This window comes from Spongiibacter sp. UBA1325, assembly GCF_002306875.1.
GTDB classification, from domain to species: Bacteria; Pseudomonadota; Gammaproteobacteria; order Pseudomonadales; family Spongiibacteraceae; genus Spongiibacter; species Spongiibacter marinus.
Genome location: NZ_DBTD01000007.1, coordinates 75443 through 89898 on the forward strand (window position 1 = coordinate 75443; position 14456 = coordinate 89898).

General features: G+C 55.6%; 15 protein-coding genes. 2 read left to right on the forward strand and 13 right to left on the reverse strand.

The window, feature by feature from the left end:
• Positions 1-35: 35 nt before the first annotated feature.
• The 11 genes from B3K78_RS08345 to B3K78_RS08395 form a co-directional block, all read right to left on the reverse strand.
• A complete protein-coding gene (locus B3K78_RS08345) occupies positions 36-1031 on the reverse strand; it encodes a DNA polymerase III subunit delta' (RefSeq protein ID WP_286695089.1) in 996 nt (331 codons plus the stop codon).
• A complete protein-coding gene (tmk, locus tag B3K78_RS08350) occupies positions 1028-1666 on the reverse strand; it encodes a dTMP kinase (RefSeq protein WP_286695090.1) in 639 nt (212 codons plus the stop codon). Before tmk ends, B3K78_RS08345 begins: the two co-directional genes overlap by 4 nt.
• On the reverse strand, positions 1666-2727 hold the full coding sequence (gene mltG, locus B3K78_RS08355) for an endolytic transglycosylase MltG (protein ID WP_286695091.1): 1062 nt from the start codon (positions 2725-2727) through the stop codon (positions 1666-1668). The genes tmk and mltG overlap by 1 nt, the downstream gene beginning before the upstream one ends.
• Positions 2720-3538, reverse strand: coding sequence for an aminodeoxychorismate lyase (gene pabC / locus B3K78_RS08360; protein ID WP_286695092.1), 819 nt, complete (start codon positions 3536-3538; stop codon positions 2720-2722). The genes mltG and pabC overlap by 8 nt, the downstream gene beginning before the upstream one ends.
• A 14-nt stretch (positions 3539-3552) precedes the next feature.
• The gene (gene fabF / locus B3K78_RS08365) at positions 3553-4797 is read right to left on the reverse strand and encodes a beta-ketoacyl-ACP synthase II (protein WP_286695093.1); all 1245 of its coding nucleotides are present in this window, start codon (positions 4795-4797) and stop codon (positions 3553-3555) included.
• 195 nt (positions 4798-4992) lie between these two features.
• Positions 4993-5229, reverse strand: coding sequence for an acyl carrier protein (acpP, locus tag B3K78_RS08370; RefSeq protein WP_022957235.1), 237 nt, complete (start codon positions 5227-5229; stop codon positions 4993-4995).
• A gap of 198 nt (positions 5230-5427) precedes the next feature.
• A complete protein-coding gene (gene fabG, locus B3K78_RS08375; protein WP_286695094.1) occupies positions 5428-6165 on the reverse strand; it encodes a 3-oxoacyl-ACP reductase FabG in 738 nt (245 codons plus the stop codon).
• 15 nt (positions 6166-6180) lie between these two features.
• Entirely contained in the window at positions 6181-7119 is a 939-nt protein-coding gene (fabD, locus tag B3K78_RS08380; protein WP_286695095.1) for an ACP S-malonyltransferase, read from the reverse strand.
• A 56-nt stretch (positions 7120-7175) separates the two neighbouring features.
• Positions 7176-8171: a phosphate acyltransferase PlsX gene (plsX, locus tag B3K78_RS08385; protein ID WP_286695096.1), complete on the reverse strand. Its 996-nt coding sequence runs from the start codon at positions 8169-8171 to the stop codon at positions 7176-7178.
• A 7-nt stretch (positions 8172-8178) separates the two neighbouring features.
• Complete coding sequence (gene rpmF, locus B3K78_RS08390; RefSeq protein WP_022957239.1) at positions 8179-8358, reverse strand: 50S ribosomal protein L32; 180 nt, start codon at positions 8356-8358, stop codon at positions 8179-8181.
• Between the two features lie 21 nt (positions 8359-8379).
• Complete coding sequence (locus B3K78_RS08395) at positions 8380-8907, reverse strand: YceD family protein (RefSeq protein WP_286695097.1); 528 nt, start codon at positions 8905-8907, stop codon at positions 8380-8382.
• Between the two features lie 182 nt (positions 8908-9089).
• Between B3K78_RS08395 and B3K78_RS08400 the strand changes: the two genes are divergently transcribed.
• Complete coding sequence (locus B3K78_RS08400) at positions 9090-9677, forward strand: Maf family protein (protein ID WP_286695098.1); 588 nt, start codon at positions 9090-9092, stop codon at positions 9675-9677.
• 24 nt (positions 9678-9701) lie between these two features.
• On the opposite strand, the gene B3K78_RS08405 is transcribed toward B3K78_RS08400, so the two are convergent.
• The gene (locus tag B3K78_RS08405; protein ID WP_286695099.1) at positions 9702-10340 is read right to left on the reverse strand and encodes an HAD family hydrolase; all 639 of its coding nucleotides are present in this window, start codon (positions 10338-10340) and stop codon (positions 9702-9704) included.
• Positions 10341-10345: 5 nt separating this feature from the next.
• Complete coding sequence (gene rluC, locus B3K78_RS08410; RefSeq protein ID WP_286695100.1) at positions 10346-11293, reverse strand: 23S rRNA pseudouridine(955/2504/2580) synthase RluC; 948 nt, start codon at positions 11291-11293, stop codon at positions 10346-10348.
• A 522-nt stretch (positions 11294-11815) separates the two neighbouring features.
• On the opposite strand from rluC, the gene rne reads away from it, so the two are divergent.
• Positions 11816-14456: ribonuclease E (gene rne / locus B3K78_RS08415; protein WP_286695101.1), on the forward strand; the 2641-nt coding region annotated here is incomplete at its 3' end.

Sequence of the window (14456 nt, forward strand, 5' to 3'; positions counted from 1 at the left end):
ACATCGGGTGTTCGGCGAGTTATGTTTCTACTATATCAATAAGCCCGCGACGGCGCACGGCCATAAAAGTCATCAAACCAGTCCAGTAGCAGCTTCTCCAATACCAGGCGTTTATTGAGCGCCGCACCGCGAAGCAAGGTCGCCCGCAATCCCAAGGCTTGCTCGTATTGCAGATAAACCGACGGCAAGGCCATAGACGTGTAAGCCTGCCAACGCGCGTTCAACGGCTGACCGGCCGACAAGTGTTTGATCAGTGCCGCCAAGCGATTCAGCCACCACTCAAGCACCTCTGGAACTTCCCGGTCTTGCCAGCTATCGGCCAGTTGCAGCACGGTCTTTTTGCCCTCGACCACCTCAGCCAGCGCGGCGTCCTGTGCTCGCCATTGGCTCAGGCCATCGCTCTCATAAAGCTGTTGAGCGGCCAGAGGACGCCCGCCAGACTCCCGCAACAGGGCCTCGGCATCCTCAGTCTGCCCTAACTGATTCTGCAACCATTTCAGGGCACTGTTGTGTTCGGGCAGGGGGAAGGTAAGCTGCACGCAGCGCGAGCGAATAGTCGCCAACAACTGACTCGGCGAGTGACTCAGCAAAACCAGTACGGTGTCGCCCGCCGGCTCCTCCAGGGTTTTCAATAAGGCATTTGCGGTGTAGGGGTTCATCGCCTCAGCGGGGTGAATCAATACCAGCTTACGGCCACCCTCTCGGTAAGCACTTTGCGAAGTAAATTGCTGAAGAGCACGGACCTGATCAACACCAATCTGGCGCTTGCCCTCTTCCGGGCAAAGCTCGCGGATATCCGGGTGACTGCCACTCTGGTAAAGCTGGCACGAATGGCATTCACCACAAGCCAAAAAATTTTTTGGGTGTTCACACAACAGGCTGCAAAGCAGCGCCCGACCAAACTGCAGCTTGCCGATACCCGAGGGTCCAGCCAGTAACAGCGCATGGGGAAACCGCCGCCCTTCATGTAAGCCTGCCAGCTGCTGCCATTGTGGCATTTGCCAGGGATAACTCAGCGGCATACTGCTCATGCCCCAGCCCCCTGCAATACCTCTTGCAGCACCTGGTGAATATCCTGCTGCACTGCTTCCAGCGCTTGCGAGGCATCAATCACCCGGTATCGCTCCGGCTCAGCGTGTGCCTGATCCAAATAGCCCTGGCGCACGCGCTGAAAGAAATCTGCCTGCTCGCGCTCGAAGCGATCGAGCTCCCCGCGACGACTCGCGCGCCCCATACCGACCTCAATAGGGGCATCGAGCAACAGCGTAAGATCCGGTTGCAACTCAGCCTGCACCAATTGGCGCAACTGCTGAATAACTGCCACAGATAGGCCTCTCCCAGCTCCCTGGTATGCCATGGTGGCATCCGTAAAGCGATCACAAATCACCCAGGTGCCGGCGTTTAGCGCAGGGATTATTTTCTGTTGTAAATGCTGCGCTCTCGCCGCGAACACCAGCAATAACTCCGTCAGCTCTGCCATCGGCTCATCGCGAGGCTCGAGCAACAATTCGCGAATTCTCTCCGCTAAAGCGGTACCGCCCGGCTCGCGGGTTTGGATATAGGGAATGCCCGCCGCCGCCAGCGTATCGACGATAAACGCCATATTGCTGGACTTTCCGACGCCCTCCCCACCTTCCAGGGTAATAAATCGCGCAGTCGTCGGCATTAGCGTTTCTCCGTAGCCACAGGGCTGGATCGATAATCACTGCGTCGACGCAGCTGGTAGCGTTTCACCGCAGCCTCATGCTCGGCCAAGGTGGCCGAAAATTGATGGCTGCCATCACCCTTCGCCACAAAGAACAAGCTATCACCTGCCACTGGGTGAAGGGCTGCGTGAATGGCTTCTCGCCCAGCCAATGCTATCGGCGTTGGCGGCAAGCCGTTGATTCTGTATGTGTTGTAAGGGTTACTGGCGTCACGCAAATCTCGCCCACGGATGTTGCCGCGGTAGGCCTCCCCCATTCCATAAATGACAGTTGGGTCTGTCTGCAAACGCATACCACGCTGAAGGCGTCGAACAAATACGCCGGCGATCTCGCCGCGCTCATGGGGCACGCCGGTCTCTTTCTCGATGATCGACGCCATAATCAGCGCTTCATAGGCGGTTTTATATGGCAAGCCGTCCGCTCGCGCCGCCCACTCTTCATTTAATACTCGCTGTAATCGCTGGTAGGCGCGGCGCAACAACATCTCGGCTGAATCACCGCGATGAAAGTCATAGGTATCAGGGAAAAACAAACCTTCCGGGTTTTCTGCCAGCGGCTGTTCGATACCAAGACTGGACCAAAACTGCTCATCGGTCGGGAGTTTCATATCCTCAGCATCAATCAATGCGTGGGACGACAACTGCTGTATTACCTGGCCAAGCGTAGAGCCCTCGACAAAGGTCAATTGATGGCTCAGCACCTCGCCATCGCGGAGCATTTGCAGCCATTCTCCCACGGTTATGCCGGGCTCTAGGCGATATTCCCCCGCGCGAATTTCTGCCTGTGATGGAAATAAGCGGCCGTAGATCTTCAGTACATCGGGCTGTGTGAGCCACCCCTGTGAGGCGGCCTGATTAATGGCAGCAGAAAACCCGGTCCCCCGGTTCAGTACAAACGTTTGGGCAGTCTCGCCCAGATTCAGAGCCCGGTCAAAGTAGCGATCGACATATGCCAGCAAGAGCAGACAGAGGATTACAACGGGAAAAATAAGCGCTATCGCAGCGCGAAATAATTTACGCATGAAATTGAGATTCAAAATGTGCCTGCGCCGCTCGGCTCATCGGACCGATAGATTTCTGTAGACAGCCGATAGACAGCACCGGCCACAGGCCAAAAACACTATTGCATACAAAGATTTCGTCAGCACGTTGGAGCATTGACGGGCCCATATTTACTTGAAGAGTCGGTATTCCCTGCGCTTTCGCCCAGTGCAGTATTTTCTCCCGCATGATACCTGCAACACCACTCTCGTTCAGCGACGGTGTATACAGTTTTCCGGAACTTACGGCAAACAGGTTACTTCGCGTTCCTTCTATCACGCGGCCACTGGTATCCAGCATCAAGCCTTCATCGCAAGTACTGCGTTGCAACTCCTCGGCGGCCATTACCTGCTCCAACCGGTTGCAATGTTTAATGCCGGCAAACTGGGCATTCATTGCCATGCGAGTTTGACACAACATAAGTCGGGCGCCGTGGCGCCACAACTCACCACCAGGTGCTGGCCAGAGGGATAATAAGCGCTCTGCAGTGCGCGATTGAGGCTGGTAGCCGCGCCCGCCACTGCGGCGAAAACACAGAATCTTAAGGACTCGCCTACCTTTTACCGGCGCGCAGATTGCGCGAACGTCCTCGCGCAAGGCTACGCTATCGATGTCTAACCGCAAGCGCGTCGCACCGGATAACAGTCTCGCCAGGTGCTCGTCCAGCCATAACGGCTTACCCTCATTCACCAATAGGGTTTCGTACAGCCCGTCGCCATAGGCCATACCTCGATTCGCCGCTAAAGATCGATCACAGGGCTTGCCGTTAAAAATGGCCTGTTTATCTACCATCCGAGAGCGCCAACTCAGCCTTGATAGCGACTGAAAAGCAAGCTGCCGTTAGTGCCACCAAAACCGAACGAATTCGACATGGCGTGCTCAATCCGGCGCTGCTGGGCAGCGTTGGGAACGTAATTCAGGGTACAGCCCTCATCCGGCGTCTGTAGATTTATGGTCGGCGGCGCCACCTGATCGCGAATGGCAAGCACCGAGAATATCGCCTCAACAGCGCCAGCTGCGCCCAGCAGATGCCCAACCATCGATTTGGTGGAACTTACCGCCACCGCATCAGCCGCCGATCCCATTAAGCGCTCTATCGCCCGGCTTTCTGCAACATCGCCCGCCACCGTGGAGGTGCCGTGTGCATTGATATAATCCAGTACCGCGGCATCTTTTTGGGCATCGTTCAATGCCGCTTGCATTGCCGCTAACGCACCGCGGCCGTCTTCTGGTGGAGAGGTCATATGAAAGGCGTCGCAGCTCATACCAAAACCGCTCAACTCAGCGTAAATTGTCGCGCCGCGCTGCCTGGCAGATTCAAGTTCTTCCAGTACTAGCATGCCCGCACCATCGCCCAATACGAAGCCATCGCGCTCTTTGTCCCAGGGCCGGCTTGCGCCCTGAGGATCATCGTTGCGCGTCGACATTGCCCGCGCCGCGGCAAAGCCGCCCAAGCCAACCGGCGTGGTTGCCATCTCGGCACCACCAACGAGCATCGCATCGGCATCGCCGTAGGCGATCATGCGCGCCGCCATACCAATATTGTGGGTGCCCGTGGTGCACGCGGTGGTGATCGCTATGCTTGGCCCTTGAAGGTTGTGGCGGATCGCCATCAGTCCCGCCACCATATTGATGATCGCGCCTGGCACCGTGAACGGTGACAGCTTTCTCGGGCCACTCTTCTCGATAGTCATCCGGCTTTTTTCAATCAAGCCGATACCGCCAATACCAGAACCAATAGCGGTTCCTACGCGATGCGCATTGCTGTCTTGTATCGCCAGCCCAGAATCACTCAGGGCCTGCTCTGCTGCCGCAATGCCATAGTGGATAAACGGATCAAAGCGCTTGGCTTCTTTCGCCGACATATATTCGTCGACAGAAAAATCCTTTATCGAGGCCCCAATGCGCGTTGCATACGCCGAGGTGTCAAAGCTATTTATTTCGGCAACCCCGCTGCGCCCCTCGAGAATCTGCTGCCAGCTTTCTGCAACGGAATTACCGAGTGGGCTCACCATCCCCAATCCAGTTACCACCACTCTGCGCTTTGACATGAATACCTCCAGCTACCTATTTTCTATGCTCGCTTACCCTACAGAAACTGGCTATCTGATACCGAGCTACCGCCTTTACCGGCAGAATACTATCGCAATCTGCGCGCAAACTTTATCTTCAGGCATAAAAAAAAGCCGCTCTATGTTCATAGAAACGGCTTTTTCCTTGCGGGAATTCCCGCCTGTGCAGAAAACTTACTGCAGATTTTCTTTGATGTAATCGATGGCCAGCTTCACAGTTGTGATCTTCTCGGCTTCTTCATCGGGAATTTCAGTTTCAAATTCCTCTTCAAGGGCCATTACCAGCTCAACGGTATCCAGAGAATCTGCGCCCAGATCTTCTACAAAAGAGGCAGACTCCTGCACGTCGTCTTCCTTAACACCGAGTTGCTCTGCCACAATTTTCTTGACGCGTTCTTCAATGCTACTCATGGTCCTAAATGACTCCTAATTAATTTTTAAAGTTTGGAGCGCCTGACTCACCCTAGGGCAACTCAGTCGTTCACCGAAAATAGTGATGCGTACGGCCCAGCACTTGGACGCTAATTCTACATCGACTACCGACGCTTGTGCATAGCTAAAACAGAAAAATTCGACATTTCTAGAAAGAAAGCCCTATTTTTCAAATGTTTACGCCATATACATACCGCCATTTACATGAATTGTCTCACCCGTAATGTAAGCCCCGGCATCACTCGCCAAAAACGCGACAACGGCCGCAATTTCCTCGGGCTGCCCCAGGCGCTGCAGAGGAATTTGCCCTGCGAGGGATTCACGCTGTTCCTCGGGCAATTTCTTCGTCATGTCCGTATCAATAAACCCCGGCGCTACGCTGTTCACCGTGATTCCACGAGAACCAATCTCCCGGGCAAGCGCTCGAGTAAAGCCGTCCATTCCGGCCTTTGCCGCGGCATAATTGGCCTGACCAGCATTGCCCATTGAGCCCACAACAGAGCTGATATTGATAATTCGCCCCCAGCGCGCTTTAGTCATGCCGCGCAGGCTGGCTTTTGCAATGCGATAAAGAGAGTTGAGATTAGTGTCGATGACATCGAACCACTCCTCTTCTTTCATTCGCATCATAATATTGTCTTTGGTAATACCGGCGTTATTCACCAGTACGGTAGGTGCACCGTATTGCTCACCAATGGCCTTAAGCACGGCGTCCACTGACTGTGATGACGCAACATCCAATACCATTCCGCAGCCCGTCACGCCCTGCTCAGCGAAGCCTGCAGATATTGACTCTGCGCCTGACTCCGATGTAGCCGTGCCAACGACGGTGTAACCTACCTCGCCTAGTGCCAGAGCGATTGCCCGCCCAATACCGCGACTTGCTCCGGTCACCAATGCAACTTTATCACTCATACAACGACTTCCTTATTATTCAGCGACCGCAGCCAGTGCGGCCTCTAGGGTTTCTGGACTCTCTACGTTCAAGCACTGCAGCGATTTCTGGATTCGCTTATTCAAGCCACTCAGCACCTTGCCTGGCCCGCACTCTACCGTCATCTCGATCCCAGAGTCGGTCATTGTCTGCACACAGGACACCCATTTGACCGCACTGTATATCTGCTGAGTCAGCAATTCCTTGATCTGAGCCGGGTTTGCTTCAGTTTGTGCGTGAACATTGTGCACCACGGGAATGACAGGCGCGTTAATCGTCAATTCTGCCAAGGCTTGGGCTAGCTTTTCACCCGCTGGGCGCATCAATGAGGTATGGAAAGGAGCGCTCACCGGCAGCAACATCGCGCGCTTGGCACCGGCGTCTTTCAGCGCACCCAGCGCCGCTTCCACAGCCTGGGTATGTCCCGCCACAACCACCTGTCCAGGCGAGTTGTAATTCACCGCCTCAACAACGCCGTCAGTTGCCGCACAAATCTCTTCAATTTTCGCGTCATCCAACCCCAGCACAGCCGCCATAGCGCCCTCACCCACCGGCACGGCAGTCTGCATATATTGACCACGCGCACGAACCAGTCGCACGGCGTCAGCAAAGTCGATTGCACCGGCACAGACCAGCGCAGAGAACTCACCCAGGCTGTGCCCGGCCATCATCGCCGGGCGCAGGCCACCCTGTGCTAACCACAGGCGCCACACCGCCACACTAGCGGTAAGCAACACGGGCTGTGTCGTCTCGGTCAGATTCAGCTGAGCTTGCTCACCTTCTTGAACCAACGCCCACATATCGTAATCCAGGGCGTCAGAGGCCTCGGCAAAGGTGTTCTTCACCTCGGGAAAGGCTGCCGCTAAATCGGCAAGCATGCCGACTTTCTGCGAACCTTGTCCGGGAAAAACGAATGCTAACTTCTTTGCTTCCATCAGTTGTACATCCTTTGTTATCTATTCACTTATTGATTTTTAAATGGCGCATCGCGCTACAAATGCTCGGCGATGCGCGCTGGTAGATCCTGGCCGACTGCTCTAGCGGCTTGCTGGATTGCCGCTAGAAAACCTTTTTCATCAGAGCTGCCATGACTTTTCACAACCACTCCCTTCAGCCCGAGCAGTACAGCGCCGTTGTAATGACGCGGGTCGTGCCGCTTTTGAAAACGCTTTAGCACCGGCAACAACAATAAACCGACCAAGCGCCCGAGAAGGGTTTCGCGCAGCTGAGCACGCAGTGTTCGATTGATAAATGACGCCGTACCTTCACTCACCTTCAAGGCGATATTGCCAACAAAGCCATCGCAAACCACCACATCGACCTCACTGCCAAAAATATCCCCTCCTTCAACGAAGCCCACGTAGTTAAGCCGTGGTTCCTCGTTCAACAGCGCCGCCGTGTCTTGCATCAGTGCGGTCCCCTTTATCAGCTCCTCACCAATGTTCAATAAACCAACGCGCGGCTGGGCAGTGCCATCCACAACGCTGCACAGAGCACTCCCCATCACTGCGTACTGGCGAAGTTCTTCAGCACTGCACTCGACATTTGCGCCGAGATCCAGCATGAAGGTGTGATGGTGGTCGGAGGGGATTGGGGCGCAGATCGCGGGCCGGCGAATGCCGTCCATGCGCTGGACAATAATGCAGCTCATTGCCACGAGTGCGCCCGTGTTTCCGGCGCTAAGCACCGCGGACACCTGGCCATCACGAAGCAGCTCTAAAGCGATCGCCATGGACGACTGGCGTTTTGTTCGAAGTGCCGAAGCAGGTTTATCATCCATCAGCACCACATCCGGCGCATGGACAATAGATAAGCGGTCGAGGGGCGCGCTGGAATCAGCCAGGGCAGCACGAATAGCGGGCTCGTCGCCTACTAGCGTGATATGAAGTTCTGAATTCTCGTTCAGTGCGAGAACGGAGGCGGGAATCGTAGAGCGGAGACCGAAGTCTCCGCCCATTGCATCAACGGCTAGCCGCAGTGATGCCACGCAAATGTTAGTCGTCTTTACCAGCGACTACTTTACGGCCACGGAAGAAACCGTCAGCGGTAACGTTATGGCGCAGATGCTTTTCACCGCTAGTCTGGTCTACTGACAGCGCTGCGCTAGACAGTGCATCGTGTGAACGACGCATGCCGCGACGAGAACGGGTCTTCTTGCTTTTCTGAACAGCCATGGCTCAACAATTCCTCTTCACTTAATCTTGGGGTTTTAATGACCCCAGTACAGAAAAAGGCGACTCGCCCTTCTCTTCAATTCCGGCGCCTTCCGGCGCGGGATAGTCAGTTGGCGCGGTGGTTTTGCACTCGTCTATATCGTGGTAGCTAACGAAAGGCGTGCTGATAATCAGCTCGTCTTGCAATAACTCATCGAGCGCCAGTAGCTCTTCACCCAAAATCACCGGATCCAATGACTTCGGCAAAGCTTTGGCCTGCTCCTCGGTCCACACTAGAGCGAGAGCGAATTCCGCCGCAATTTCAATGGGCATGGCCTGTAAACAGCGCTCGCAGTTCACTTCGACTGCAGCACGAGCCTTCCCATCCACTCGGTAAAACCCCTGTTCATCTCGATACAGCTTGATATCGGCCAGTACTTCGCCGTTATCAGAAGCCAGTCCCGCCGCAAAACGGGGTAACTCGCTTACGCTGATCTTCGCGCAAATTTCCGCAGCGCTGATGCAGAGTTTCCTCGCATCCAGCTGCTTAGGCAGGGGCTGTCTTTGCATAAGCGCGCAATCATAGGGATTTGACCGGGCGATGTCAAAGCAAAAAGCCGTATTTTTAGGCGCTTACGCCGCCTTTTCGCCCACACAAGAACCGCGGGCAAGCCACTGCCCCCAAGCCCCTGCAAACTGGCGGCAGGGATTCTGCTAAACTGCCCGAAACTTCTGACCGGACCCCGCATTAAATGGCAAGCCCCACCAGGATCGTACTCGCCTCTAGCTCACGCTACCGCCAGCAATTAATCAGCCAACTCGGCATACAAGCCGAGTGTCACGCTCCAAATATCGACGAAACATCATTAAATACGGAAAAGCCCGCAGAGACCGCGCTGCGCCTAGCGCGGCAGAAAGCCGCCCACGTGGCCACTCAGCACAAAGACGCCCTAGTTATTGGCAGTGATCAGGTTGCAGACCTCGACGGCATCGCGCTGGGCAAGCCCGGCGACCGGGACCGAACCATTGAGCAGCTTCAAGCTTGCTCCGGCAAAACGCTGCACTTCCACACCGGCCTATGCCTGATTAACAGCCAAAGCGGCCGCCAGCAGAACTGCGTAGAAACGTTTACCGTCTATTTTCGCGCCTTGACCACCGACCAGATCACTCGCTATGTGGACAATGAGCCCGCGTTCGACTGCGCCGGCGGCTTCAAAATGGAGGGCTTGGGCATTAGTTTATTTGAGCGCCTGAGCGGCGACGACCCCAATACCCTGATTGGCTTACCGCTCATACGCTTGGTGGATTTTCTGACCAACGAGGGCTACGCCCTCCCCTAGGCAACCCTGCCGCGCGAGCCTGACTTAGCGCGGCAGCGCCGCATCCAGATGGTCGAAATGGTCAATAATGGCGCGAGGCCCCCACCGCTTTAGGCGATCAGGATGATGCACGCCGTAACTAACACCTATCGACGGCATACCAAAGCGATGAGCCATCTCCAGGTCGTACTCCGTATCGCCGACCATGACCGCGTCATGCGGCGCGACACTCAGCGCCTCACACAATTCACGCAACATCAACGGATCTGGCTTTGACGCCGTTTCATCGGCGCAGCGACTGGCAGTAAACAGCGCGGCCTCCGGCAAGTGCGAGAATACCCGGTTCAAGCCCTTGCGACTTTTGCCCGTTGCCACGCACAACTGATGGCCCGCCGCGTGCAAGCGCCGCAAACCACGCTCAACCCCGTCAAAATACGAGCATGGCTGGCGATCAGCCTCTACAAAACGCCGTGCGTAGGCATCGCGAATCTCGGTGACACCCTCTGGAGACTTCGAAGGAAAAAGAATCGCAATCGCGCGACTCAATTCCAAGCCAATAATATCGCGCACCTCCGCCGGGCTCGGCGGCGCCACGCCACAGTCGGCAGCGGCCTGGCGCATGCACGCCACGATCTTGTCAGATGAATCGAGCAGCGTCCCATCCCAGTCAAAAATAATAAGCATGACGGCTAGTTACCCTCACCTTCTAGAACTTCTTGCAGGTCACTTGGCAGAGGCGCTTCCACCGAGACTTTCCTTCCACCCAAAATGAAAGACAACGAATGGGCGTGCAGAAATAAACGCTTTAAGCCCTTTTCGCGAAAACGCTGATTCGCCGCGTCGTCCCCATATTTTTCGTCACCAAGGATCGGATGCCCAGCGTACTGGCAGTGAACGCGAATTTGATGGGTGCGCCCGGTAATTGGTCTGGCCTCCACCAAGCTTGCACCCTCAATACGCTTGAGCAGCCGATATTCGGTGAGCGAGACCTTTCCCTCAACACCTGCACGAACCATCCTTTCACCGGACTGCAGCACATTTTTCTGCAGTCGCACATTCACCTGATTTTTGCGCACAGGCCAACTCCCGCCCACCAGCGCAAGATAGCGCTTATCGACTGCATGCTTTTTCTGAAGAAGTTGATGCAATTCCTTAAGAACGCTTCTTTTTTTCGAAACCATGACACAGCCTGAGGTGTCGCGATCAAGGCGATGAACCAATTCCAAATGCCGACACTCCGGGTATATTTGGCGCAGAGATTCAATCAGGCCCATCGACACTCCACTGCCGCCATGCACCGCCAATCCCGAGGGTTTATTGACTATCATCAAGCCCTCATCCTCGTAGATCACCGCATCTCGGATCCGCGTTGCCAGCGAAGTCGACACAGGCACCGTCTCGCGTTGCGCCAACCGAACAGGCGGAATGCGCAACACATCCCCCGCCATGAGCTTGTATGCCGGCTTAGCCCGCGATTTATTCACTCGCACTTCGCCACGGCGTAAAATGTTATAAATCTTAGACTTAGGAACACCTTTTAACTCTCTCATTAAAAAGTTATCCAGCCTCTGCCCGGCAAAATCGTCAGTCACGGTGACAAACCGCACTGCGGGATTAACTAATCCGTCTGAACTCACTCAAAACCTCGGTAAATCATTGAGACAACTACTGAATACTGCTATATTCCAACGCGTAGCCGTTGGGCCCGGTTCCCGCCACAGCAGGGCTGTGTTGCAAGGGAAAACCGCCAACCGTCTACAGAGGCAGATATCGCCATAGGGAATTTGGCAGCGCCTCACCACGTGAACAAACAGTGTACCGGCGGCATTTTAGCGTAGTGCCGGTACATAAAACATTGTGCTGCCGAGATTTGCCGGCACCGTAGATGTGATAGAACTCTGTAAAAGCGACGTACGAATAGACGTTACCGATATTTGGCGCGTATACCCTGCGCCTACCGTATTAGACGAACGACGACCAGCGCGTGAACAATCGCGCCGAGAAAAGCGCGGCAACAAACGACCATGCCGCACACAATGAGAACGCTGGCCGAAAACGGCCCCGGCGCCCATAAGGCCCAATCGACTCATTGCAACGCTTATAGATGCTCAATCACGTGAGCGGCCCGACAGATCCCGGCTTTTGGGATTTGATAGCTCATGAAAAGAATGCTTATTAACGCAACTCAGCCAGAAGAGTTGCGTGTTGCCCTCGTAGACGGGCAACGCCTTTACGACCTGGATATCGAGAACCGTACCCGCGTCCAGAAAAAAGCCAACGTGTACAAGGGTAAAATTACCCGCGTTGAACCCAGCTTAGAAGCCGCTTTTGTCGACTTCGGCGCCGAACGTCACGGTTTTCTTCCCCTCAAAGAAATTTCCAAAGAATATTTCTACCGCAACCCTTCTGACGTTTCCGGCCGTGCGAAAATCAAGGACCTTGTAAAAGAAGGCACCGAAGTTATCGTCCAGGTTGAAAAAGAGGAGCGCGGCAATAAAGGTGCTGCGCTCACAACCTTTATCAGCCTCGCCGGCCGCTACATGGTACTGATGCCAAACAATCCCCGTGCCGGCGGTATTTCTCGTCGCATTGAGGGAGAAGAGCGCGCCGCTTTGCGCGATGCGCTGAACAGCATCAACATCCCAGACAGCATGGGCGTCATTGTTCGCACAGCGGGCATCGGCCGCAGCTCGGAAGAACTGCAGTGGGATTTAGACTACCTTCTTCACCTGTGGTCAGCCATTCAGCAAGCCGGCGAAGAACGCAAGGCACCCGTGCTTATCCTTCAGGAAAGCAACGTTATTATCCGCGCAATTCGCGACTATTTGCGCGACGATATCGACCAGGTCTTGATCGATTCCGAAGAATCCTACAACGAAGCGATGCACTTCGTTGAACAGGTGATGCCGCACTTTAAAAACAAGGTGCGCTACTACCAAGACCAAGTTCCCCTGTTCAACCGCTACCAGATAGAGTCCCAGATTGAATCGGCTTTTCAGCGCGAGGTTCAGCTCCCCAGCGGCGGCTCTATCGTTATCGATCCAACAGAGGCACTCGTCTCCATCGATATTAACTCTGCCAGAGCAACCAAGGGCGGCGATATCGAGGAAACAGCGCTGCAAACCAACCTTGAAGCAGCTGACGAGATTGCCCGCCAGTTGCGACTGCGTGATATCGGCGGCCTGATCGTTGTCGATTTTATCGACATGATGGCAGCCAAAAACCAACGCGAAGTGGAAAACCGGGTCCGCGATGCCATGGCAACGGACCGCGCCCGCATCCAAACCGGGCGGATCTCCCGCTTTGGCCTGCTTGAAATGTCACGCCAACGCCTCCGCCCCTCACTGGGCGAGACCAGTGCCAAAGTCTGCCCACGTTGTAGCGGCCAGGGCACTATTCGCGACACCAAATCCCTCGCCCTGTCGATTCTTCGCCTCGTTGAAGAAGAAGCGAATAAAGAGAAAAGCGCCGAAATTCGCGCCATTGTTCCTGTCAATGTTGGCTCGTATCTGCTGAACGAAAAGCGCACAGCGATACACGACATCGAGCAGCGCAGTAACGTACGTGTGGTAGTGATCCCCGCCCCACACCTGGACACACCACATTTCGAGGTAGCCCGCCTGCGCGAGAGCGACATCGACGGCGATGCCGAGGTCAGCTACAAAATTGCCGCTGAAGCGGAAAGTGAAGACGAGCAAATCAAGGCCCCACAAGCGCCCGCCGCCGCACCGGCTGCGGTGGTTCGCACATTGGCACCCAAAACACCGGCACCAGCACCCTCGCCGGCAAGCGACAAACCCGCCGACAATAAGCCTGCTGAGCAAAAGGCGGATGAGGAAGGCTTTTTCAGCAAGCTGGGTAAAAGTATCGCCGCCTTCTTTAAAGGCGAAGAGCCTGAACCCGAGCCCACTCCTGAACCACGCCGCGCCAATAATCGCAACCGCAACAACAACCGCGGCGGTCAGAACCGCAACAACAACCGCGGTGGCCAGAACCGCAACCGCAATCGTCGCCCCAACGACCAGCGCAATCGCAACAACCAAGGTGGTGACAGCGACACAGCGAAAGCGAACAGCGAACGCGGCGGCAACAAGCAAAACCGCGATAAGCGCAATGACGAGCGCGGTGACAATCGCAGCGATAGCCGCAACAACAACCGCAATCGCAACCGTAATCGCAATGATCGCGACAATACGGCGGCGAACAAAGGCAATGACAAGCCCAGCAACGACACGCGCAAGCCGGAAAACGATCAGGCCGACAGCGATAACAACGGCAATGAGTCAAACAATCGCCCGCGTCGCCGCGGCAACCGCCGCCCTCGCGGCCCCCAGGAACGTAAACGCAGTGCCGCACCCGTAGATGCTTTGCCGGAAGAGGCACGCAACAGTATTGTTGCTGAGGAGACTGCAGAGGATGCGAAGGTAAACACTGAAGCGGCTCCGACGACAGAGGCGCCCACCACAGCGGCTGAGGCTCCCGCCCCCCGCAGCGAGGAAACGCCGAACCAAGCTACTGCGCCCACTGCCCCGACTGCAGACGTGAAGGACACCGTCAGCAACGACTCAGTGGAGGTAGAGGCAACTGAAAGCGCCGTTACTGAAAACGAGCCGGCGCCAGCCAAGCGCAATGAAGAGGCCGAACCGACAGCGACGGAAGACAGCGCAGCCGAAGCCGAGGTAGCGGAGACTGAAGCGACACCACCGTCCGATATGCCGGCGCAGGACGTCGAACCAGCCGCTGAAGCACCGGCTGAGCCGTCAGCACCGGATACAGCGGCTGAAACAGCATCAGAGCCCG